The following is a 23,944-nucleotide window of genomic DNA, read 5'->3' as shown; positions in this document are numbered from 1 at the left end:
CAGCCAGTATTAAGACCATTGCACAATGGGCCAACACTTTGCAGTGCTGGCCCATTTTTTATTACCATTACGGAAAAAGCTTTTACAGAGCTCACCCCACAAGGGTGTCAATAAGATTGCACACTTCCGAAGGATGCACAGCCCGGTTGCTTATTTTCAGTTCAGCCACTTCCACCACGGCAAAGCCTTTGTGGGTCATGCGTTCTTCCAGCAGCAGTTCTAGCTGCACCGGGGCTTCTTCTTCGGGCAAGGTGGCCTGCATACGCCAAAAATTATTCTCCGCCGTAAAACGCAGGGGGGCAAGCCGGGTTGCGGGGTACCGGTGGGCCAGTAGGGCCTTGAAATCTTCCAGGGAAAAACGCCCCCGGCTGCGGCCCCCCACACTGGAATAGCTTCCGTCTGGCAAGCGTACAATAAGACGCAAGGAAAAAAATGACCGTGCCGGTTCTTCTGCAGCAACAGCTTCTTCCATAGGCAGCGGACGCAACGTTTCTGGCCCTGGGGTTTCCGGGTTGGCTCCGGCCAACGTGGTGGGGGTTCTCTCGCCGGTAGCGTCTTCTGCTATTATCACAGCCGCCTCTGTGGCAGCACGGGGCACGGCTTCTGTACCATGAGCAGGGGCCGCAGGCGCAGCCGCAAAGGCTACTTGGCTTGGAACCTGTTGCTTTACCACAAACTTGCCAAACTGGTCTGCCAGCACGGCAAGGCTGCCAGCCAAATCCTGGGTAACGGCATCAAGCTGGGTCAGGCGTGCTTCCAGGCGTTCCTCCTTCAACCGGGCGGCATCGGCTTTTTTGCGGCGTTCTTCCTCGCTCACAGCAACGCCGGCAACTCCCATATCTTCCAGGGCAGATTCAATGCCCTTCACCCGTTCAAGAATAGTTTTTTGCTGCCCCGTTATGGTAACCATGCTTTTTGCCATGTTGCTCACGCCCAAGGTCAGCTCCGGGGCAATGGCTGCACTGGCAAGGGCACTGGCGGCCTGGGGGGGGCTGTCTTCAGGCGCTTCGGCCTGAATCCAGGCAAATTCTGAAGCAAGGCGGCGGCGCACCTCTTCCACACTCATGCCTGTGGAAAACAGGTCGCGTATGCGCAAGGCCACCGCGGCTGCTTCCGACGTAAAACGAATGGGCTTACCCTGGTTGGCAACGGGAATACAGCCAGGAAACTTGCGGCGATAACTTTTTACCGTGGTTTCCGAAACGCCAAGTAATTCTGCAAGGGCTTTATGCGTCAGTAGTTCGTTGCTCATGGTTACAAAGAATCCTTCTCGCGGTTGTATTCGGTCAAACTTTTTGTGCCAGAAATATAGCCGCGCAGGCGTTCACTGCGGGCCTGAAAGGTCTGCAACGCTTTGCCTGTAATGGGCTCTGCCCGTGGGGAAAGGCTTTTTTCCGGGTTCAGGAATTTTCCGTTTTGTTTCATACGAAAGTCCAGATGCGGCCCAGTGGAATAGCCTGTGCTACCCACAAACCCGATAACCTCACCCTGTGAAACCTTTTTCCCTTTTTTCAGCCCCCTGGCAAACCCGGAAAGGTGCAAATACATGGATTCATACCCGCCTGAGTGCTTCAGGGTGATATAGTTACCAGCCCCTGTGCCCCAGCCGGAATACACCACCAGCCCATTGCCAATGGCTTTTACCGGGGTGCCCGTTGGGGCGGCATAATCCACGGCGGGGTGTGCCTTCCAGGTTTGCAACACAGGGTGAAAGCGCCTGTTGGTAAAGCGCGAGGTAATGCGGGAAAAGGAAAGGGGAGCCTTCAAAAAGGCCCGGCGCACACTTTCCCCTTTGGTATTATAATACACTATTTTGCCAAACTGATCTTTGTAGGAAAAGGCTTCAAACTTTTTGCCCTGGTTCACAAATTCCGCAGCCAGCAGCTTGCCGTAGCCCTTGAATTCTCCATCGCGAAAACGCTTTTCCACCAGCACCTTAAAGCTGTCGCCGGGCTGGATATCGCGAATAAAGTTCACTTCCCAGGCAAAAATTTCTGCCAGGTTCACCGCCAGCACAGGGGTTTCCCCCAGGGCCGCCATGGATTCAAACAGGCTGGAATCAATGGTGCCTTCCACCCTGTCCAGCAGCACGTCGTATTCAATGGGCAATACGCATGCGCTGAATTCATCATTTTCATCCTTTGAAACAACTAGTTTTTTGTCGTCATCAATTTCATATTCAAATTTGGTCAGCCCACCGTTTTCTTGGGTTACCTCAAAGGGCTGCCCCACACGGATATTGCTGAGGGAATGCACTTTTTGCGAGGCAGAAAGAACCGACTGCACGTCTGCCGGGGGCAGCCACTCCTGCAACAGGTTGCCAGCGGTGGTACCCTTGCCCACAACCCCGCGCTGCACATTGGTGGGGGGTTCTTCGGCAGCAGGTTCTTCTGTTTGGGCCAAATCTTCGTCTACCGTGGCGCCAGCGGTACTGTTGGTTTGTTCCGAATACAGCACAGAAGGGTCCACTGCGGGGCTGTCCAGGTCGTAGTTGGCAGCATAATACATATAGCCGCCCACGCCGAACCCAACAAAGGCCAGCAAAGCAATGATACCGTATAATACTATTCTGCGCTTACGCCCAAAAGGAGAGGATTGCCCAAGAGGAGAAGAAGGTGTTGTCATATACGCAAAATACCTGGTGGCATGATGTTGTAGAAAAGAAGAACCGAGCAGCAGATAAAGCCCAACTGCACCGCCGCGCCCTGCATAGTACCCTATTTCCCCAGCGTTTCAAAGAAAATATCATTCGCCTGAAATCACTGAATATTTTACTAAAATCCCCTGATTCTGCATTGGTTTTAAAAAAACAGGACGAAAATAATACCGACTGCAACTGCCTTACCCATGCCCCACCCCTGCAAAAGCAACAAGGCACCTGCCAGCCAGTGCCAGCAAATGCCTTGCATAAGCACACACCATGGGGCTGCGTGCATAGGTATTAAATACAGTATGTTACGGGCGAGTCGTCCGGCGGCGCACAGGTTTTGGGGCAACAGGCTGGCTGGTAAGCCACTGTTGCAACAGGCGCATTTCGTCTTTACCGCACGGCAACATGGCTTGCCTGCAAAGCTGGGTAGCGCGTTCCAAAAGGGCTGTTTCCAAAACGTCAACCGTTACCGTAGCAGCGCGGGGGGGCAATGTGGCCCCGCCTTGCTGAATAGCATCCAGAATAAAGCCGAGTTGTTCTGAATCCACGCCCACACTTTCATCGTAGCAGCGGTCTTCAATATTCTGCACAGTGTGCTTGCGGGAATACCCGTTCACGGCCAATTCTTCTGAAAGCATTTGCAGTAGCTGGGCATACAATTCCGGCTTGAGCATGGGCACATCTGTCAGTTGATTTACGCGCAGGGCAAAATCATACAGTTCCGGGTGACTTTGCTTGAACACACTGCGGATGCTGGCATTATCAGGCTTTTCATGGCGTTGCGGGTCGTATACAAACCCTTGCCCGGCATGGGAAAAAGCCAGGGGGGTAAGGTCGAGAAGGTCCAAAAGCTCGCGCAGGGTACCTGCCCCAAACCAGTCGGGGGTAGATTCCTGTTCATGCTGCAACACCTGGGCAATGGAAGGCAGCGGAATGGGCACATTGGATTCAAGCACCAACTGCTTGATGACTTCCACAAGGCGAATACGGCGGGAAACAGGAATATTCAATTCCACCGTTTTTTCTTTTTGCCGTACGTTTCTTTTCAGCTGTGCAGGCTGCACAGCAGGGGGTGCGCTGGGTGCTGGCGCATGTGGGGCAGGGGCATATTTAGGGGCAGCAGGCGCAGGAGCTTCCACCGGGGCCAAGGCCTTGGGTTCAGCAGGCCGAAGGTCGCGGGCCTCTTCATGACGCGCTTCGGCTACACGCTCCCCCCCAGGTGCCTCGCTGTCTTCAAAACGAGATTCTTCAAGGGCTTGAGTAATAAACCAGTCTTCCCGAATGCGCCAGGAACAGGCAGCAGAAAACGCGGGCGGGGTGTACCCAATGGCAAGCACAAGGCTGCGTTTTGCATGTTCCTGCACCCTGAGCAGAAGCGGAGTCAGGTCTGCATCGCCTGAAAGAAGGATAACTTCGTCATAGCGCACAGAGTGGTTCAGCACGTCAAGACAGTCCAGGGTAACGTGAACGCTGGTGTTGGCACGGCCATTGCTGGAATGGGCGGCGCAATCTACCACATGAAAGCCAGTACGTACAAAATAAGGTCGGAATTCAAGAAAACGCTGCGGGTTTAAATAACACACCTTTTTCAAAATGCGGCGCCGAACGTTGTCGCCATACATCATACGCAAGGCATGGCTTTCAATCCAGCGCAGCCAACGCTGAGGGTAGGAACCAAAAGTGCGTGCCAACGCTGGGTCCTGCTCAGTAAGGCGTGCAAAAATATTATCAAAGTCTACAAAAAGTGCACTGTAGACTTCATCAATGCTGTGAAAACGTCCCATGAAAAACTCCTGAAACATGAAAAAAGTGAAGCGAAAAAGCCGTACATGCCGGTACACTGCAAGAGAGGTATTTTATACTCAAAAACGCCATTTATGCAATCCCATTAATAGGAGATTCGGCATAAACGCTTTGTTTCTAGTCCAGTATCTCTTTCAAGCATCTTGGGATACTTCTTTTTTACAGCCAGTCCCCCTGAAACATGTAGCCCTTGAAATAGTCGCTGAACAGTAAGCAAAGCTAGGCTGCGTCTATTTGACTCGCCACATCCTGTGGCTCGCCTTACGCCGGGGTCACGTTGGTCCCCCGTCCAATTCCGTTGTCCTGCAGAATTGTCGCGGCGAGGATTTTACGAAAAACCCTTATAGAGCAACTAACTCATTCCATTCGTAAATACCCTAAATTAAAACGGTTTTTTCACTATTTTCTCCTCCACTATCACCAACAGCGAAGAGAATTCCAAAACAAGCCTATAACAACATAGCCTTATGGCGGTTTCCGCAAGAAAGGTACCCAACAGGCACGAATAAAGGGAATGCAGTTCCCTGTGCGCAGTAAGGAAAACACTGCTTACGTGTTGCCCTGTGTCTTTTTACGTAATAAAAAGACCAGAATCCAAGAATAAGGAGAAGTCACTTTTCCTGTATAATATGCGGGCTCTGTAACGTTACCAAGCAAACGGGTTTTCGTTTGTTTGGGCATAGAGTTGATTAATAATAATTAATCAATGGGTCTCTACAGAAGATGCTGCACGTGTAATGGTCATTTATTTTGTCTAGAGCGTTGCTTTCCACAAAAAAGCCATCAATTCCAATACACCTGAGTGCACAACAGTATATAAAACACTGTGCATACTCACCTCATACCACAGCATGACAACACCTGACAACCATGATAACGGTTTTCTCAAGAAAAGTACAGCAAGCATATAGGCTACCTAATGTCTTTTTTGCCCCCCAGCCTGCAATAAGAGCAATGCCAGCTTGCGCTCTGCGTACTTTTCCCGCCCTATTCCGCTCTGCGCAGGCAGGGCGAAATAGGGCCTAAATCACAAAAAAAACTCATCTTACAGGGGAAATTATTTCCTTTATTCATGCATTTTGGCACGTTTCCCCTGCGGGAAGCCACCTAAAGAGTTTTCAATCCTAGAAACAGGGGGAAATCGCTACAGCGTTGGCAAGGCTATAAGCTCGCAAATGTTCGCCAACGTCTGGAAGTAATCAGAAACATCACCCATTATTTTTCAAAAAACTTCCGGTTACAGACTGAGCATCTTCCAGAAGTTCTTCCGGCGTGCCCTGGGCCACAATTAGCCCGCCATTTTCCCCGCCCCCAGGGCCAAGGTCAATAACATGGTCGGCACACATAATCACGTCGGTGTTATGTTCAATAACCACAACGCTGGCACCGCGTTCCACCAACTGGTGCAGCACGGTTATCAGTTTGCCCACCTCATGCATATGCAGGCCTGTGGTGGGTTCATCCAGAATATATATGGTACCGGGCAGGTTGCGTTTTCCCAGCTCGCGGGAAACCTTAATGCGTTGCGCTTCACCACCGGAAAGGGTGGTGGCAGGTTGCCCCAGGCGCAAATAGTCCAGGCCCACTTCTTCAAGCAACACAAGGCGGCGTTCCAGAATGGGGTAGTTTGTAAAAAACTCACGGGCCTGATGCACAGTTAAATCCAGCACCTCCGCAATGTTCAGCCCTTTATAGCGCACTTCCAGGGTTTCATGGTTATAGCGCTTGCCCTGGCACACATCGCACTGCACAAACACGTCTGGCAAAAAGTGCATTTCCACCCGAATTTGCCCGTCGCCGCTGCATGCCTCGCACCGCCCGCCCTTCACGTTAAAGCTGAACCGCCCAGGGGTATAGCCCCGTTTTTTGGCGTCTGGCGTGCCTGCAAAAATGGTGCGAATTTCATCGAATATTTTGGTATAGGTAGCCGGGTTGGAACGCGGGGTGCGGCCAATGGGGGTTTGGTCAATGGCAATAATGCGCTCAATGGCTTCTGCCCCGGTAAAGCCTGCAATGGTGCCGGGGTTTTCCACCTTCAGCCCCTGGGAAAGGGCCAGGTGCTTGTACAGCGTATCTACCACCAGGGAACTTTTGCCCGAACCAGACACCCCGGTAACGCACACAAACACCCCAAGGGGAATGCGGCAATCAATGTTGCGCAAGTTGTTGGTGGTCACGCCTTGCATTAATAACTCGCCCTTGGCTTCCCGCCGCTTTTCAGGCCGCGGTACACTCATGTCGCCGCGCAAATACTTGGCAGTAAGGGAAGAGGAAGCCAAAAGTTCCGGCACAGTTCCCTGAAAGACAATTTCCCCGCCCAGTTCGCCTGAACCAGGACCAAGTTCAATAACGTTATCGGCCTCACGTATGGTGGCTTCGTCATGTTCTACCACCAGCACGGAATTACCACGCCGTTGCAGGCTGCGTAGGGTTTCAATCAGGCGCAGGTTGTCGCGCGGGTGCAGACCAATAGAGGGTTCGTCCAGCACATAGGTTACCCCCACCAGGCCGGAACCCAGTTGAGAGGCAAGGCGAATGCGCTGCGCTTCCCCGCCGGAAAGGGTGGCCATGTTCCGCCCAAGGGAAATGTAGCCAAGGCCCACGCTTACCATAAACTGCAAGCGGTGCCCCACTTCCTTCACCAGTGGTTCTGCCACCAGCACTTGCCTGCCCGTAAACTCACGCTCTGTCACCCAGGCGTGGGCACGCTCAATGGAAAGATTGCAAAAATCCACAATGCTCACATCCCCCACGCGCACAGAACAGGCCGTGGGGTTCAGGCGGGCACCGCCGCATTCAGGGCAGTGTGTGGTTTGGCGGTAGCGGGAAAGTTCGTCGCGCCAGGCGTCGCCATAGGCCATGCCGCGCTCCAGAATGGCCAGCACACCGGGCCACCCGCCAGCCGCCCCGCGCTTGCCTGCGCGTTCTACAGAACCACCCATCCAGTTGCGCCGCAAGTTACTTTCCGCTGCGCGCCGGGGGGTGCCGGGCTCTTCTTCCCCATAAAACAGCGCGTCCAGGGCATCGGCTGAAAATTCTTTCAGGGGCGTTTCCAGGGTAAAACCAAACCGCTTGCCCAGGGCGCGCAGTTCATCGGCATACTTCGCCGCCACTTTGGGGTTTTTCCAAGGTAAAAGCCCCCCGGTGGAAAGGCTTTCCCCCCGGTTGGGCGCTATCAGGGCCGGCTCAAAATACTCCACCGTGCCAAGGCCAAGGCAACGTGAACAAGCTCCTTGCGGACTGTTAAAGGAGAAAAGCTGGGGGGAAAGGGCAGGCAGGCTGATTTTACAACTGGCACAGGCAGAAAGCGTGCTGTGAATGGTTTCCCGCTCTTCCTTCCCGTCCTTATCCAGTTCCACCACGGTGAGCCGCCCTTCACCATAACGCAGGGCAAGTTCCACAGAATCGGCCAGCCGCCCGCGCACGCCTTCGCGCAGCACAAGGCGGTCTACCACCAGGTCAATGCGGTGCTTTTTATTTTTATCAAGGGCAGGCACCTCTTCCAGGGCATACACTTCCCCGTTCACCCGCACCCTGGCAAAGCCTTCGGCCCGCAGCTTTTTCAGGCGGTCCACATGGGTGCCTTTTTGCAATTCCACCAGGGGGGCCAGCACCAGAAAGCGCGTGCCTTCCGGCAGGGCCAGAATATCGGCAATAATTTCGTCGGGCGCACGCGATTCAATGGGCTTGCCGCACTTGGGGCAATGCATGCGCCCAAGCCGGGCAAAAAACACCCGTAAAAAGTCGTATACTTCCGTTACCGTGCCCACGGTGGAACGCGGGTTACGGCCTGTGGTTTGCTGTTCCAGGGAAATGGCAGGGGAAAGCCCTTCAATTTTATCTACGGCGGGCTTGTCCATTTGCGGTAAAAACTGGCGGGCATAGGCGGAAAGCGATTCCACATAGCGGCGCTGCCCTTCCGCGTACACAAGGTCAAAGGCCAGGGTAGACTTGCCAGAGCCGGAAGGCCCGCAAATAACCACCAGTTCTTCACGCGGAATATGCAGGGTAAGGTTTTTCAGGTTATGTTGGCGGGCGCCTTCAATATAAATGCTGTTTTTACGCTGGGTGCTGTTTGTATCGCTCATTATCGTTATGTTCAGTGTGGGTAAAAGGAGGAAAGGGGAAAGAGGCAACGCTTCCCCCGTATAGTAAGGGGAAACGCTGATTTATTCCGTTTGGCGGCGTTGCATCACTTTTTTTGAAACAGTCGAGGACGGAAGAGTCCACTCCTGCTTCAAAAAAAGCTCGCGCCTTGCCAAACGAAATAACTGCGCGTTTCTAAAATATCATGTAATCAGTGTTTCCCTAGAGCAATTGACTCATTTCATTCGTTAATTTCTCTAAATAAGGGAGCCAATGAGAAGGCACAGCAACACCACCACCAGCAAGGCTGGCAAAAAGTTGGAGAGCCGTATTTTAAGCAGCCCAAGCAGGTTGAGCCCGATGCCCATAATGGCAATACCACCTGTGGCTTCCAGTTCTGCCCGAATGTGGTCGTTAAGGTAAGGGCGAATGCCTTCAGCGAACAAGGTAATACTGCCTTGGTAAATGAGCAAGGGCAGGGCCGATGCCATTACCCCGGAACCATACACGGCACCAAAGGCTATGGAGGCGAAAAAGTCCAGCATTGTCTTGGTCAGCACAATGCTTTTGTCGCCGGAAAGTCCTTCATTCAGTGGGCCAATAATAGCCATGGAGCCTATGCAAAACAGCAGGGAAGCGGAAACAAAGCCTTCTGTAAAACCACCGTTACGAGAACGCAAAATTCTTTTCAGCGCTTCGCCCCCCCGGTTAATGCGGCCTTCAAGGTCCAGGGCTTCCCCAATAATAATACCCACCAAAATACTGCCGATAACGTACAGGGGGTTTTGCGTCTTCAAGGTCATGCTCATGCCAATGGCCATGGTGCACAGCCCAAGCCCCTGGAACACACTTTCACGCATGCGTCCGGGCAGCCTGTCGCCCAGCAACATGCCAATGCCCGCACCCACCACAATTGCCGTGGCATTTATCAGGGAACCAATGGGAAGAATCATATTCGGCATCCTTTTCGCACAGAAGGCTACAATGCGGTTTGCACCTTGGCACGGTATACCTGCCGTGCCAGGAATGCAAGCAGGAACCTTTTTCCTTCCAAAAACACCATAATACACGCTTCCCGGGCATGACAATTTCCGCTTTTACGCGTATAGTAAGTGCATGACGACATTTCAGAATACAACGAATCTGCGCGCAATGCGTAAGGAGTGGAATATGCGGTTCCATTTTTGCTTCTGTCCCCCTGTGCTCCCTTTTGTTGCGGCGTTTGCCCTGGCTGCCCTGCTGGTTATAAACCTGCCCACAACGGCCCATGCAGCAGAAACCACCCGCCAATTAACGCCAAAACAGTTGTTCATGCAAATTCCTCCCAGTATTTTTGACAACACCCCCAGTTCCATTACAGAAGAAGAAAAAGAACTGATTCTGGAATGTGGTTACAGCGCCACCTGGGCCGTTTCCCATAGCGACGCAGACACCCTGTTCATTTCCACCATCAAGGGTGAATTTGCCGACGTGGCTGTGCATGTGTTCCGCAACGCCGGGGGGGGCGTGGTGGCCATTGGCGCCCGCGCCCAGGACAACTGCGCGGCAGAACTGTGGAATTTTGACGCTTCCGGCCGCATTGTGCCCCTGCAAAACCCGGAAGACCCCCCGGTGCAGGACTTTCTTTCCCCCAATGTGCTGCTGGCCCCCGGCATAACGTACACCACCAAAATTTGCCTGGAAGGGGCACAGCTTGAAGCAAAACCAAGTTTTTGGGGCAAGGAAGGCATGGTGCAGGTGCCTGTGGCCAACCGGGTGTTCTTTCGCTGGAACAGTACAGGTTTTGCCAAATTTGTTGCCCCAGTTGGCTTGCCTTCGGAAGTGCCTGTCCTGAAAGGCGCTCCACAGTAGCGGCAGGAAAACGCTGATTTATTTCATAGCAAAAAAGACCCATGGCGGCTTCCTGCTGGCCACCACCAGAAAAGGCTTGCCAATCCCCTTAAGCTGTGGCAAATAGATTCCGCATCTTCGTAAATGCACTTCCCACCTGGCCGGGTGGCGAAATGGTATACGCATCGCACTCAAAATGCGACGGCCAACGGTCATGAGAGTTCGAATCTCTCCCCGGCTACCAGTTTTTCGCCCAGCAATGGGCGCAAAAAGGCTGCACTCTGAATAAACTTAGAGTGCAGCCTTTTTATTTGTCCAACGCTATCCGCCCCCCTTTTTCCAATAAAATTGCTATTGCAACTGCTGCACAGGCCGTTTTCCTGCCCTGTGCCCTTGGCGCTTACTCCATGCAAATCGAAGAAACTCGCTTTTCTGTAGTTGCGGCTACAGGCATGCCCTGTGCATTTTGTTTATGGTGGCATCACGGAACAGAAACTTCCCTTGCTGCACAGGTGTGCCACAGGGTCATAATTGTCACGTATTTGCAACCGCGACTGGAGGTCGTCATGAAAAAGTATCAGGCAGAACCCTACAAGATTAAGGCTGTGGAAACCATTACCATGACCACCCAGAAAGAGCGGGAGGAATACATCAAGAAAGCCGGGTACAACACGTTCCTGCTGGAATCTTCCCAAGTGTACATTGACCTGCTCACCGACAGCGGCACCACCGCCATGAGCGACAAACAGTGGGCATGCATGATGCTGGGGGATGAAGCCTATGCAGGAAGCATCAACTTCATGCACTTACAAGAAACAGTGCGTGAATACTACGGGTTCAAGCACATTGTGCCCACTCACCAGGGCCGCGGTGCGGAAAACCTGCTTTCCTCCATTTGCATCAAACCAGGGGACTATGTACCCGGCAACATGTATTTTACCACCACCAGAGCCCACCAGGAACTCAACGGGGCCACTTTCCGCGATATTATTATTGATGAAGCCCACAACGCCCAGCTTGACGTGCCCTTTAAAGGCAACATTGACCTGAAAAAGCTGCAAGCCCTTATTGATGAAGTGGGCCCGGAACGGATTCCTTATGTGTGTTTGGCAGTCACCGTAAACCTGGCGGGCGGCCAGCCCGTGAGCATGGCCAACATGCGCGCGGTGAAGGAGCTGTGCAGCAAGTACGGCATCAAGGTCATGTATGACGCCACCCGCTGTGTGGAAAACGCCTTTTTCATTCAGGAACAGGAAGAAGGCTATGCCAACACCCCTGTGCGCGCCATTCTCAAAGAAATGATGAGCTATGCCGACGGCTGCACCATGAGCGGTAAAAAAGACTGTTTGGTGAACATTGGCGGCTTTTTGTGCATGAACGACGACGAGCTATACCAGAAAGCCACAGAGCTGGTGGTGCTGTATGAAGGCATGCCCAGCTATGGCGGCCTTGCCGGGCGCGACATGGAAGCCATGGCCCAGGGCATCAAGGAATCTGTAAACGACGCCTACATCAGCCACCGCATTGCCCAGTGCCGTTACCTGGGGGATAAGCTCATTGAAGCTGGCGTGCCCGTGGTGCGCCCCATTGGCGGGCATGCCGTGTTCCTGGACGCACGGGCCTTTTTGCCCCACATTGCGCAAGAAGAATTCCCGGCCCAAATGCTGGCAGCCCAGCTTTATATTGAATCCGGCGTGCGCAGCATGGAGCGCGGCATTATTTCCTCAGGCCGCAACAAAGACACAGGCGAACACAACCGGCCCAAGCTTGAACTGGTGCGCCTTACCATTCCGCGCCGCGTATATACCTATGCCCACCTTGACGTAGTGGCAGAGGCATGTATTGAATTGTACAAACATCGCAACAACATCAAGGGCCTGAAAATGGTGTATGAACCCAAAGTGTTGCGGTTCTTTACTGCCAGATTTGAGCCGTTATCATAACCAGTGGATAGAGCAATTTCACTTTGAAATTGTTCAGTGGACGCATAGCGGACACTCGCGAAGCGTGTCATTTTATTATATATCTCCATGTGTTACATAGAGCATCTCACGCGCTTCACGGCAACAGGGTGTAACTTCTCAAAGTTAAACTTGTCTACTAGAGAGGGGGGCTTTGCTCCCCTCTTTTCACAAGGAGCGTGCAACATGACAGATCCAGGACGGAAAAACAGTATCCTTGGCGGCTCCATGATTATTGCGGGCACGTCTATTGGCGCAGGCATGCTGGGGCTACCCACTATTTCTGCGGGCATGTGGTTTTACTGGTCGCTCTTCCGCCTTGTTCGTCAAGCAGTTTTATGTGCTCGATAAATATGGATAAACAGAAAGCGAACGGGAATTGTACCAGCATTCATACCAGCATTTTTTGTGGGCAGGATTGAACATTAGTGGACTGGGTTGTGCAATGCAAGAGAGGCAAGTAGCCATCCGTCAAAATGGTAAAGAGGATTACTCTGAGCATAATCAATAACAATTGACACGCAGGAATTATTAATTTACGTTTCGACAACTATCAAAACATAAAGGATGATGGCGTGGAACCTAAAAAAGCTGCGAAAATTTTTAAGGCATTGTCAAACCCGAATAGGCTTGAGCTTTACCTGAAAATAATGGAGTGCCATGAATCCGAATTTGATGCTGGTTGCGAATGTTTTCTTATTAATATTATGAACTCTTTCAGTATTGGCGCTCCTACAATCTCGCACCACATAAAGGAACTTGTAAATGCTGGGCTCATCGAAACTGAAAAAAAAGGTAAACTTTTGATTTGCCGAGTCAACCAAGACATCGTAGAGGAGGTATTTCAGTTGGTCTTTCATAAATAGTGAGGGAACAAAAAAAATTCAAATAACAATTCGATGCTTGTCGATTTATCAAATCTACAGGTCAAAAAATTAATTTAACAACAACGAGAGAATCATGAAAACAGTCTTTATCACTGGAGCATCATCTGGAATCGGCAAAGAAGCTGTAAAAATTTTTGCCACCAAAGGATGGAATGTCATTGCGGCAATGCATAATCCTGAAAATGATATGGAATCGTGTGTTTTTGATAACATTATTCAAGTTCGGTGCGATGTGAAAGAACCGGAAAGTGTAAAAAAAGCGTTTGCAATCGCTCTGGAAACTTTCGGAGAAATAGATGTTCTGGTAAATAATGCCGGTATTTATAACACCAAGCCGCTCGAATCCATGTCAGAAGGTGAAGTCGCGGATATACTTGATACCAACATCAAAGGTGTCATTACCTGCACACAATCTGTATTGCCACATTTTAGAAAAAAAATGTCTGGCACTATAATTAATATTTCATCCATAGCGGGGTTTACCACCTTTCCGTTCCAGACAATTTACCATGCCAGTAAGTGGGGGCTGGAAGGCTTGTCAGAATCGCTTCAATATGAACTTAAACCACTAAATATTAAAGTGAAAATCGTTGAGCCAGGAGTTGTAAAAACGTCTTTATATGACACGCTTACTGGTGTTAATGACACTATTCACACCGATTATGTAGAAAATTTCAGAGCATCGTACAAATCCTTGTTAAAAAATATAGAGAAAGGATTTATGCCGAATGTGAGTGCAAGAACAATCTATCAAGCAGCAACAGAAAACACGTGGAGGATGCGTTACAGATCTGGCGCAGACACAAGATTAGTAGCGTTTTTGCATTCGTTGCTGCCCTTAAGCATGTTTACGCTTCTTATCGAAAAACTGACTGGTTTGCGCCAAACCCATAGGCAAAATTTTAATCTGTAGCACATAACGCCAGCCAGAGTGTTATTGAAGTAATTCTAAACCTCTACAACCTTGTGGAGATTGAGCAACTGAAGAAAAGCTAAATCCTATTGCCCAAGCTGCTGCGCACAGCAAGGCAAGGGTATATACCATTCCTCTACCCTTCTCTCACTGCCCATGTACACTCTAGCAATTTTGTTCTCTCACAAAAAAGATGAGTCGCGTATGAAGGAGTGTACTCTTACGGTACTCGACTGAAATACGCGGCGAAATCTGACGCAGTGAGAGGGCAAAATGGCAGAGTGTACCCCCTACTCCACCCGTAACCTGTCGCGCAGCACAATAGCCCCAATGTTCATGCCCAGCACCAGCACAATAAGCACCAGGGCCGTGCCGTATTGCAGGGGCCGTGTTTTTTCAATATCTGTTCCGGCAGTAGCCAGCACATACATATGGTACGGCAGGGCCATAACGGCGCTGAAAATGGAATCCGGCGTTTTGGGGGTGTAGAACACCGCTGCCGTAAACATAATGGCGGCTGTTTCCCCTGCGGCGCGGGCCACCCCAAGAATGGCCCCAGTGAGCATACCCGGCAAGGCGGAAGGCAACACCACCCGGCCTATGGTTTGCCACTTGGTGGCCCCCAGGGCCAGGGAAGCTTCCCTGTAGGTATCCGGCACCTGGCGCAGGGCTTCTTCCGCCGTACCAATAACCACTGGCAAGGTAAGGGCTGCCAAAGTTAAAATGCCGGAAAGAATACTCACCCCAAAGCCGCACCACGTCACAAAAAATGCCAGGCCAAACAGGCCGAACACAACGGAAGGCACCCCGGCAAGGTTGGCCACCCCAAGGCGAATAACACGGGCAAAGGGACTTCTGCCAGCATATTCATGCAAATACACCGCCGTGGCCACCCCGGTGGGAAAAGCCACCAGCAAGGCACCGCAGCTTAGCAGCAAGGTACCCACAATGCAGGGCCACACGCCCCCGGCTGTCATCATACGGCGCGGCGGCTGGCTTAAAAATTCCCAGGTAATGGCAGGGGCACCCTGCACCACCAAAAAAACGCAAATGCCCAGCAGGGCCGCAATATTAATAAGGGCGCTCAGGCGCAGCACACCAAACATCAAAAATTCTGTGCGGTGGCGGTTTCGTGCGGTGCTTATACTCACAGGGCAGAACTCCCGGTTTGCTTGTAGCGTTCAGCAATAAAGCTGGCAGCCAGGTTAAAACACAGGGTAAACAGGAACAGCACCAGGCCAATGGCAAACAGGGCGTGGTAATGTTCCCCCCGGAACGGGGCTTCCGCCATTTCAGCCGCAATGGAAGCAGGCATAGGGCGCACCGGGTCGAAAATGGAACCCGGCAGCATGGCTGCACCGCCTGCCACCATAAGTACCACCATGGTTTCCCCAATGGCACGGGACATGCCCAGCATAAGGGCCGTGCCAATGCCGGAAAGGGCCGCAGGCAGCACCACCCGGAACGTGGTTTCCCACCGGGTGGCCCCCAGCGCCAGGGAAGCTTCCCGCAAGGACCGGGGCACGGCGAACAGCGCATCTTCCGCAATGGAGCAAATGGTGGGCACACTCATAAACGCCAGCATCAGGGCGGCGTTCAGCAGGTTCAGCCCGGTGTTCAGGCCAAAGGTTTCCTGCATCCACGGGGCAACCACCACCATACCGAAAAAGCCAATAACCACGGAAGGCAGCGCGGCCAGCAGTTCCACAAAGGGCTTTACCACGCGGCGCACTGCGGGCCGGGCTATTTCCGTAAGGTAGGCTGCGGTAAGCACCCCCAACGGCGCGGCAATGGCGGTGGCAAGCAGCATAACGCTTACAGAACCTGCCAGCAGGGCAAGAATACCGAACTCCGGTGGTTCAGAGGTGGGGTACCAGAACTTGCCACCAAAAAACTGCACCGGACTGTATTCAAAAAACAGGGGCAGCCCTTCGGCAAACAGAAAAATCATAATGGCGCACAGCACGCACAAGGCAGTACAAGCCACCCCTGCCAGTAACCAGTGGGCGGCTTTTTCCCTGTGCAGGGCGCTGAGTGATGAGGAAGAACCCATGGGAAATCCTTTTTGGGCCAATTAGCCTAGTGCTATTACTCTTTTTACTTGGGGGGGCTCTGCCTCCCCAGCCCCCTCCGCCAAGGGCATGATGCCCTTGGAACCCGCATCAGCGCTTACTTTCCCGCAACGCTGGATCGTAAGCGCAAATGGGGGTCAAGGGGCGTCACGCCCCTTGCAGGGGCTAGGGGACAGCGTCCCCAATGAAAGCAAGTAAAACCCGTGCATAATGCTCTTTTCTTAGAATACCACCAAACAGCGGGCTACTTCTTGGGCAGGGGAATAAAGCCCACTTCAGCCACGGCCTTTTGGCCTTTTTGCGGGTCAAGCAGGTATTCAATGAACTTTTGGGTATTGCCGGTGGGCTGCCCGTTGGTGAACAGGAACAGTTCACGTGCCACAGGCCATTGGCGGGCCAGGGCGGTTTCCGCAGTGGCCTTGATGCTGCCAATATCCAGCCCTTTCACGCTTTTATCCAGGTAGCCAAAACCAATGTAGCCAATGGCGTTAGGGTTTTTGGAAACAGCCTGCACAACAGCCCCGTTGGAAGCCTGAAGCAGGGCAGAAGGCGCTACTTTCACCTTGTTCATGACCAAATCGTTCCATGATTCGTACGTGCCGGAAGAGGTGTCGCGGGAAATCACGGCAATGGTCTTGTCTGGCCCGCCCACTTGCTTCCAGTTGGTAATTTCACCAGCATACATGCCGCGCAGTTGTTCAAGGGTAAGGGACTTCACCGGGTTGGAGGGGTGCACCACAGGCAACAGGGCATCCACTGCCACAGCAATACGCACCGGGTCTACACCCTTTTTCTTGGCAAGCTCACGCTCGTTATCTTTCATATCGCGGGAAGACATGGCAATCTGGCACAGGCCATCGGTAAGGGCTTTAATGCCGTTGCCAGAACCGCCACCGGAAATCACCAGGTCCACATCATTATTAATGGCCATGTAGCTTTCCGCAGCCTTTTGCATAACTGGCAGCACGGTGGTAGAACCGTTAATCACAATTTCTTCTTTGGCAAAAGCGGGGGTTGCCAGGGTAGTAGCCCCCAAAAGCAGGGTGAACAGCGTCTTTTTCATGAAAGATTGTAGTGACATACAGAACTCCCTTTGAATTTTTTACAAGTGATGTACAGCGGTATTTGCTGCATGTGAGAAATATATGCGATTTGAATGTGGCAAAACGGTGACAAAAAACGTACTGTTGTGTGACAAAAAAAATACGATAGTTGTAACAGAAATGACACACTGCCTTCACAAGATTGTCGCAAACACGTCCTAAATGTTGCCTTAGCCTAACAAGTGGAACCGTTCACCGCCCACGTGTTTGCATGGAGCCATAGCATGGAAAAGCAACTGGTTTGTATTATTGAAGACGAAAACGACATTCGGGAACTGTTGGCCTACAACCTGCAAAAAGCCGGGTATGCCACCATAAGTGCCGAAGATGGAAAAAAAGGACTTGCCCTTGTACAGCAGCGCAAGCCGCACCTGGTGTTACTTGATGTGATGCTGCCGGGGCTGGATGGTTTTGGCGTGCTCAAGGCACTGGCCCAAAAGCCGGAAGTTGCCGCCACCCCTGTTATTATGCTAACGGCCAAAGGCGAGGAAATGGACAGGGTTGTGGGGCTTGAACTGGGCGCGGCAGATTATGTGGTAAAGCCCTTCAGCGTGCGTGAACTGCTACTGCGGGTGCGCAATGTACTGCAACGCCACACAGCCGAAGCACCCACCGGGGCACTGGAACGCCATGGCCTTGCCCTGCACCCGGAAGCGCACACAGCCCACTTCAATGGGGTTCCCCTTGACATTACTGTAACAGAATTTCGCCTGCTTGAATACCTTATGCGCCACGCAGGGCAAGTTTGCAGCCGGGAACAATTGCTCAACAGCGTGTGGGGCTACCAGTTTGAAGGCTATGCCCGCACCGTTGATACCCACATGCGCCGCCTGCGGGCCAAACTGGGAGAAGCGGCAGAACTGCTGGAAACTGTTCGTGGTGTTGGCTACCGCTTTAAAGAAAAATAAGGAAATCCAATGAAATTCCGCTCATTCCGGTTCCGGCTATTTAGCTGTTTTCTTGCGGTAGCCGCAGTGGGGCTTTTGTTCCCCCTGCTGTACATACGCCCCATGCTGCATGAGGCCCTGTTGCAGGAAGCATACAACCGCCTTGCCCAGGAAGCCCTGCTGGTGGAAGCCCTGCTGCACACCAAAGACAGTAAAAATGCAGCACTGGAAGCGGTGGTGCGTACCCACATTCGCCTTACCCTGCTGGATGCCACCGGGGCAGTGCTGGCCGACTCCGACGCCAAAAATACCCGTGAAACAGACAACCACGCAGACCGCCCGGAAGTCATTCAGGCAGTGCAGCAAGGGCAAGGCTTTGCCACGCGCTTTAGCAATACCCTGCAAACAGAATTGGTGTATGCCGCCTTCCTGCAAAAAGATGGCACCATTGTGCGCCTTGCCACGCCTTTTGCCGGGGTAAGCCAACAGGTGGAAGGGCAGTTACAGGGCCTTTCCCTGGCTGCCGGGGGCATTGTGGCCCTTTCCCTGCTGCTGGCCTGGGTGTTCTCCGCCCGGCTGGAAAAATCCCTTTCCGGTATGGTGCACATTGTTGAAGGTATTTCACAGGGTAAATTTTCCCGCCGCCTGCACAAGCTGCCTGGGCAGGAATTTATGCCCCTGGCCCACGCTGTAAACCGCATGGCCCAGTCGCTGGAAGAATTTGTGCAGGCAGAGGCCGACCAAACAGCCCAGTTAAACGCCATTCTGGAAACCATGGCCGAAGGGGTGCTGGTGCTTGCCCCGGCAGGGGGCATTCGCCGCATGAACGGGGCATTTTCCCACCTGTTCCCTGCGGCCCAGCGTTGCGATGGCAAGCAGATTATTGAAGCAGTGCCCTGCCGGGAATTGCAGGAAGCCGTGACTGCCCTGCTGGCCACCGCAGGAAATTACGGTACCAACCAAACGGTGCAGGTACGCGCCCACAATGGCAGCGTGTTTATGGTGCTGCTGGCCCGCCCGGCCCAGCAGGCGGCTGCCTCATTGGGGCTTGTGGCAGTGTTCCATGACGTAACAGAACTTAAACGCCTGGAAACCATACGCCGCGACTTTGTAGCCAATGTTTCCCACGAACTGCGCACCCCCCTCACGGCCCTGCAAGGCTATGCGGAAACCCTTAGAGACATGGAAAACATGCCGGAAGACGGCAAACGCTTTGCCACCATTATTCATAAACACAGCACGGTTATTAGCAGCATGGTGAACGAGCTGCTGGCCCTTTCCCGGCTGGAGGCAGAAACATTTGCCCCGGCCCAGGAAGCCATTGCCCCGCAAGAAGCATTTGATGCGGCACTAAATATGCTGCAAGCCCCCATACAGGCCAATGACCTTCAGGTAACCGCTACGTTTTCCCCTGGTGTACAAGTGCAGGCAGACAAGCAACTGCTGGAGCAAATTTTCCGTAATCTCCTGGAAAACGCCTGCCGCTATGCCCCCCAAGGCAGCACCATAACCGTTACAGGCCAAGCCCACGGGGACCACGCCCTGTTTATGGTGGCTGATAATGGCCCCGGCATTCCCCTGGCTGACCAGCCCCGTATTTTTGAACGTTTCTACCGGGTGGAAAAGCACCGGGGTGGTGGCAGCGGCCTTGGCCTTGCCATTTGCAAGCACAGTGTTGAGCGGCTGCACGGGCGCATTTGGGTGGAAAGCCCAAGCCAAAACGCCGCCACCGCATTTTTATTTACACTTCCCCTAATCGGGAGCGGAGCCATATGACCACACAATCAAACACTGGCATTACAACAAAAAATGTACAATTTTATTACAGCAAGCATCATGCCTTGCATGATGTTTCCCTTGATTTTCCTTCCAATAAGGTAACAGCCCTCATTGGCCCTTCCGGTTGCGGCAAAAGTACTTTTTTGCGCTGCCTCAACAGAATGAACGACCTTATTCCCGGCACGCGGGTGGAAGGCAGCATCCTGCTGGACGGGCAAGATATTTATGCATCCTCCCTGGATGTGGTGGAGTTGCGCCGCCGGGTGGGCATGGTGTTCCAGCGGCCCAACCCCTTCCCCAAAACCATTTTTGAAAATGTGGCCTATGGCCTGCGGGTAAACGGCCTTGCAAACCAAACGGAAATAGGCGACAGGGTAGAAGCCGCGCTGAAACGCGCCGCCATTTGGCAAGAAGTAAAAGACAGGCTGGACGCTTCCGCCCTGGGGCTTTCCGGCGGGCAGCAGCAACGCCTGTGCATTGCCCGCGCCCTGGCCGTGGAACCAGAAGTACTGCTTATGGACGAACCAGCCAGCGCCCTTGACCCCATTGCCACGCAAAAAATTGAAGAAAGCATTCACGAACTGAAAAGCCACTTGACCATTATCATTGTAACGCACAACATGCAGCAGGCCGCGCGTGTTTCCGACTACACAGCCTTTTTCTACATGGGCACGTTGGTGGAACACGGCGAAACCGACACCCTGTTCACGCGCCCCGCGAAAAAACAAACTGAAGACTACATTACAGGAAGGTTCGGGTAACCACATGACAGCACACGACACACACCTGCACACCCAGCTTACCCACCTGCGCACCCGCCTGCTTGTGATGTGCGCAGAAGCACGCGAAGCGGTGGAACGCGCCTGCATCGCCCTTGAAGAGGGCAACACCCCCCTGGCGGTTCAGGTTATTGACCACGACCACACCATTAATGCCCTGGAAAATGAAATTGACAGCCTTGCCCTTTCCATTCTGGCCCGCGCCCAGCCCGTGGCACGGGATTTGCGCTTTCTGGTAAGCACCCTGCGCATGGCAGTAGATTTGGAACGCATTGGGGATGAAGCGGTAAGCATTGCGGAACGCGCGTTGCTTATACAACAAGACAAAGACCAATGCACCAGCCCGCAACTGCGCGAGCTTATGCAGGTGGCCCGGCGTGCCCTGCAAAGCGCCCTTACCGCCTTCCAGCAGGAAGACATGCCACTGGCCTTGCAGGTAAGCAGGGGCAGTGCCGACGTAACACAACTGGAAGTGCGGCTGCTGCATGACAGCTTGCCAAGCCCGGAAAGCGCAGAACCAAACAGCTATGGCAGACAATTGCATACCATGCATCAATTGCTGGTGGCGCGGGCGTTAACGAGGATTTATGGCCGTGCGGCCAACATTGCGGAACATGCGTATTTTATGGTGGAAGGCACCAGCTTGAAGCATAAAACACATGCGGAAGCGCAGGGGCAATAAGAGAATGGGGGAATGGGGAGGCGGGGCCTCCCCTCCCTTTTTTGGTTTAGAGGGGGGAGGGGGTGAGAGAGTGCGGCGTGCCGCCACACCAGCCGCCGTCATCCCTGCAAAGGCATGGATCCAGTATTTTCAATATGATAGCGCGTAGTTTTGTACGGCGTGCCGCCACCCCAGCCTAAGCACTGTCATCCCTGCGAAGGCAGGGATCCAGTATTCTTAGGATGTTAGGCTAATTTTTTGCGGCGCAAGCGCCACACCATTCCTCTTTTCTCTTTATTCTTCCGCTCCGCTTGGGTCAGGGGGCCCTTGTGCGGCTCCCTAACAACCCCACACCCACGGGGCTGCACCCCGTGACCCCGCTAAGCCTGAGGCCCGCGCTCAGATAGATTTGTTCCGCTCACTCGAAGACTCGTACGCTGCACAAATATATTCGCGCGGAGAGTACACCCTGCTGGAAATGAGTAATGGCGCTTATCGGTTGCTTGCTGCAATTAATTGCTGTGCCACAAAAGGTAATTGCTTCGAATCTGGCTAGCAACACCAAAACTACCGCACCCCGTATGGGCGGGCGGGCGCAGCAAAGCGCGCGTGGGCTAGGGGGGGCTATGGGTAGGCTCGTCTGATAAGGGTGGCGAAGGAGCAATGGGAATTGCCACAGAAGTTCATTCTCAAAAAGCATGGAAGTGTTAATTTAATAATCGCAATTAGCATAAGTGGGCATGCGGGCAATTCTGCATGACGAGGAAAGGTGTCGAGTACTCACTGATTTTGTACACATATTTGCCGAAGGCGCTTCATACATCCGTACATCTTGATACATCAGAAAGGTTGCCTTTTTCTTTCACTTCTGACTATTGAAAGACAGAAACAAAACGGAGTGAATGCATGGAAAATACAATATTTAACATACTGATTTCTTCTGCTGTAATTGTAGCCGCGCTAACAGGTATATTTAATGTAATAATTTCATTTAGCAACAACCGTAATATACGCAAAATCGAAAGCCAAAAGGCAATTAATGATTTGATTAAATATAGATATACAACACTGCACGCCAACTTATCAGAAATAACCAATCTAGAGGACGTAACTTTTGATCTCTCTGATTCAAAGCGTGAAAAAGATACTGTAAGCAAAGTGTCAGAACGATTTAACAAAATTGAAAAAAAGTATAAATTAATTAAGCCATTGCTCGATAGTGATCTTTCAAAGGAAGTTGATGTTTTGTATGGAAAAGCAACTGCAATGAGTAATGAATTAGTTGAACATATCTATGCAAAGAAAAATATCGATTTTGAATTAAAAGATTTTCTTATTACTCGCCAAGAATTAGAGCAAAAAATTGTCACCAACGTTCAATTGCAGTTGCAACGCTTATTACTTCTCCAAGAGTAAATTATCTGATTGTACAAAAAACTTTCCTATCCTGGGAAATTGCCCAGTATGTATGTAAAATCGCGGCGTCCTCGCCGCACCTTACAGGTAATTCTTCGAGTCACCCCCACCCTACGCGCGCTTTGCTGCGCCCGCCCACTCATACGGAGTGTGGAACGCTTTTGCAGCACTCCCTGCCTGCGTGGCAATGACCTTATGTGGCACTAGCCATCTCTGTACCGCTTCACCACCTTAGACGAGCCTACTTATAGGCAGCACGGTGCCCTCCCGCGCGAATATATTTGTGCAGCGTACGAGTCTTCGAGTGAGCGGAACAAATCTACCTGAGCGCGGGCCACTGGCCCAGCGGGGTCACGGGGTGCAGCCCCGTGGGTGTGGGGTTGTTAGGGGGCCGCACAAGGGCCCCCTAACCCTAGCGGAGCGGCAAACTAATGAAGAAAAGAGGTAGGACGCGACGGCACGCCGCAAAAAACTTCGTACACCCATAGAAAACCCGCTACACATTCCAGTACAAGGGCCAACGTGCTCCCACCGGGGTAAATATTAGTGGTACGGGGGCGGCCTTCATTAAGGAGCGCTTTCAACGCGGCAATCTGGATCAGTATTCCCCAATGTTCCAAGCACAAGGGGCCACAGACTCCCTATTTTTGCACATCGGGGCCGACCAGGTGGGCAGCATCCGCACCTTAAGCACGGAAGACGGGCGCATGGTGAAGGAAATTACCTACGATAGCTTTGGTAACGTCCTGCGTGACTCCTTCCCGCAACTGTCGTTTCCCCTCGGTTTTGCGGGTGGGCTGGTGGATGAACACACGGGCTTCGTGCGCTTCGGCTACCGCGACTATGACCCGCAAACCGGACGCTTCACCGCCCAAGACCCTGCCCGCGACTTGCGCGGCGATGCTGATTTGTACGACTACTGTGTGGATGACCCCGTAAGTTGTATTGACCCGCAGGGGTTGGAATTTACTGCGGCCGAGGCAAGCTCTGGCGGCGCTTCACATAAAGGCATTTCGCACCCCTTTGGTGCCCCTCATGGAGAAAGCGCAGTAGGGGAAATACCAAAGACCATTGATGGGAAAGGGGTGGAACAACTACCCGAAGGTTTGCGACAGCA

The 23,944-nt window shown here is 52.5% G+C and carries 18 protein-coding genes, 1 tRNA gene and 1 pseudogene; 12 read left to right on the top strand and 8 right to left on the bottom strand.

Annotated features, from left to right (window positions below):
* Positions 1-91 precede the first annotated feature (91 nt).
* The 5 genes from G497_RS17280 to G497_RS0107605 all read right to left on the bottom strand — a co-directional run bounded on the left by G497_RS17280 (position 92) and on the right by G497_RS0107605 (position 9,492).
* Positions 92-1,252 carry a MerR family transcriptional regulator gene (locus tag G497_RS17280; RefSeq protein ID WP_051257951.1) on the bottom strand — a complete coding sequence of 387 codons (1,161 nt, stop codon included), beginning with the start codon at positions 1,250-1,252 and terminating at the stop codon, positions 92-94.
* A 2-nt stretch (positions 1,253-1,254) separates the two neighbouring features.
* The gene (locus G497_RS17275) at positions 1,255-2,625 is read right to left on the bottom strand and encodes a M23 family metallopeptidase (RefSeq protein WP_084516109.1); all 1,371 of its coding nucleotides are present in this window, start codon (positions 2,623-2,625) and stop codon (positions 1,255-1,257) included.
* Between the two features lie 330 nt (positions 2,626-2,955).
* Positions 2,956-4,434: an NYN domain-containing protein gene (locus tag G497_RS20585; RefSeq protein ID WP_051257949.1), complete on the bottom strand. Its 1,479-nt coding sequence runs from the start codon at positions 4,432-4,434 to the stop codon at positions 2,956-2,958.
* A 1,227-nt stretch (positions 4,435-5,661) separates the two neighbouring features.
* A complete protein-coding gene (gene uvrA / locus G497_RS0107610; RefSeq protein ID WP_034637183.1) occupies positions 5,662-8,541 on the bottom strand; it encodes an excinuclease ABC subunit UvrA in 2,880 nt (959 codons plus the stop codon).
* Between the two features lie 255 nt (positions 8,542-8,796).
* Positions 8,797-9,492, bottom strand: coding sequence for a DUF554 domain-containing protein (locus G497_RS0107605; RefSeq protein ID WP_027187700.1), 696 nt, complete (start codon positions 9,490-9,492; stop codon positions 8,797-8,799).
* Between the two features lie 217 nt (positions 9,493-9,709).
* Here G497_RS0107605 and G497_RS17260 point away from each other — a divergent pair, with 217 nt between their 5' ends.
* From G497_RS17260 to G497_RS0107570, 6 genes and pseudogenes are all read left to right on the top strand, one after another.
* On the top strand, positions 9,710-10,390 hold the full coding sequence (locus G497_RS17260; protein ID WP_051257948.1) for a hypothetical protein: 681 nt from the start codon (positions 9,710-9,712) through the stop codon (positions 10,388-10,390).
* A 138-nt stretch (positions 10,391-10,528) separates the two neighbouring features.
* Positions 10,529-10,613 (top strand) — tRNA-Leu (locus G497_RS0107590).
* Positions 10,614-10,935: 322 nt separating this feature from the next.
* Positions 10,936-12,312 (top strand): tyrosine phenol-lyase, encoded by a 1,377-nt coding sequence (locus G497_RS0107585; RefSeq protein WP_027187699.1) that lies wholly within the window; start codon positions 10,936-10,938, stop codon positions 12,310-12,312.
* Between the two features lie 204 nt (positions 12,313-12,516).
* Positions 12,517-12,654: pseudogene (locus G497_RS19820) on the top strand (aromatic amino acid transport family protein); the annotation flags it as partial.
* A 251-nt stretch (positions 12,655-12,905) separates the two neighbouring features.
* A complete protein-coding gene (locus G497_RS0107575) occupies positions 12,906-13,196 on the top strand; it encodes an ArsR/SmtB family transcription factor (protein WP_027187698.1) in 291 nt (96 codons plus the stop codon).
* A 94-nt stretch (positions 13,197-13,290) separates the two neighbouring features.
* Positions 13,291-14,130 (top strand): SDR family oxidoreductase, encoded by an 840-nt coding sequence (locus G497_RS0107570; RefSeq protein WP_034637181.1) that lies wholly within the window; start codon positions 13,291-13,293, stop codon positions 14,128-14,130.
* A gap of 290 nt (positions 14,131-14,420) precedes the next feature.
* On the opposite strand, the gene pstA is transcribed toward G497_RS0107570, so the two are convergent.
* The 3 genes from pstA to G497_RS0107555 all read right to left on the bottom strand — a co-directional run bounded on the left by pstA (position 14,421) and on the right by G497_RS0107555 (position 17,283).
* Positions 14,421-15,236, bottom strand: coding sequence for a phosphate ABC transporter permease PstA (gene pstA, locus G497_RS0107565; protein ID WP_051257956.1), 816 nt, complete (start codon positions 15,234-15,236; stop codon positions 14,421-14,423).
* A gap of 41 nt (positions 15,237-15,277) precedes the next feature.
* A complete protein-coding gene (pstC, locus tag G497_RS0107560; protein ID WP_034637177.1) occupies positions 15,278-16,183 on the bottom strand; it encodes a phosphate ABC transporter permease subunit PstC in 906 nt (301 codons plus the stop codon).
* Between the two features lie 263 nt (positions 16,184-16,446).
* Positions 16,447-17,283, bottom strand: a complete 837-nt coding sequence (locus G497_RS0107555; protein ID WP_439328860.1) for a phosphate ABC transporter substrate-binding protein — start codon at positions 17,281-17,283, stop codon at positions 16,447-16,449.
* Between the two features lie 246 nt (positions 17,284-17,529).
* On the opposite strand from G497_RS0107555, the gene G497_RS0107550 reads away from it, so the two are divergent.
* The 6 genes from G497_RS0107550 to G497_RS17255 form a co-directional block, all read left to right on the top strand.
* Positions 17,530-18,213 (top strand): winged helix-turn-helix domain-containing protein, encoded by a 684-nt coding sequence (locus G497_RS0107550; protein WP_027187693.1) that lies wholly within the window; start codon positions 17,530-17,532, stop codon positions 18,211-18,213.
* Positions 18,214-18,222: 9 nt separating this feature from the next.
* The gene (locus G497_RS0107545) at positions 18,223-19,968 is read left to right on the top strand and encodes a sensor histidine kinase (protein WP_027187692.1); all 1,746 of its coding nucleotides are present in this window, start codon (positions 18,223-18,225) and stop codon (positions 19,966-19,968) included.
* Positions 19,965-20,732, top strand: a complete 768-nt coding sequence (gene pstB / locus G497_RS0107540; RefSeq protein WP_027187691.1) for a phosphate ABC transporter ATP-binding protein PstB — start codon at positions 19,965-19,967, stop codon at positions 20,730-20,732. The genes G497_RS0107545 and pstB overlap by 4 nt, the downstream gene beginning before the upstream one ends.
* Before the next feature lie 4 nt (positions 20,733-20,736).
* On the top strand, positions 20,737-21,432 hold the full coding sequence (gene phoU, locus G497_RS0107535; protein WP_034637173.1) for a phosphate signaling complex protein PhoU: 696 nt from the start codon (positions 20,737-20,739) through the stop codon (positions 21,430-21,432).
* 885 nt (positions 21,433-22,317) lie between these two features.
* Entirely contained in the window at positions 22,318-22,827 is a 510-nt protein-coding gene (locus G497_RS0107525) for a hypothetical protein (RefSeq protein WP_027187689.1), read from the top strand.
* A 611-nt stretch (positions 22,828-23,438) separates the two neighbouring features.
* Positions 23,439-23,944, top strand: a 506-nt coding sequence (locus tag G497_RS17255; protein ID WP_034637170.1) for an RHS repeat domain-containing protein, incomplete at its 3' end; no start/stop codon positions are given.

The organism is Desulfovibrio cuneatus DSM 11391 (assembly GCF_000430005.1).
GTDB lineage: Bacteria > Desulfobacterota > Desulfovibrionia > Desulfovibrionales > Desulfovibrionaceae > Frigididesulfovibrio > Frigididesulfovibrio cuneatus.
This window is presented reverse-complemented; position numbering and strand designations above follow the sequence as displayed.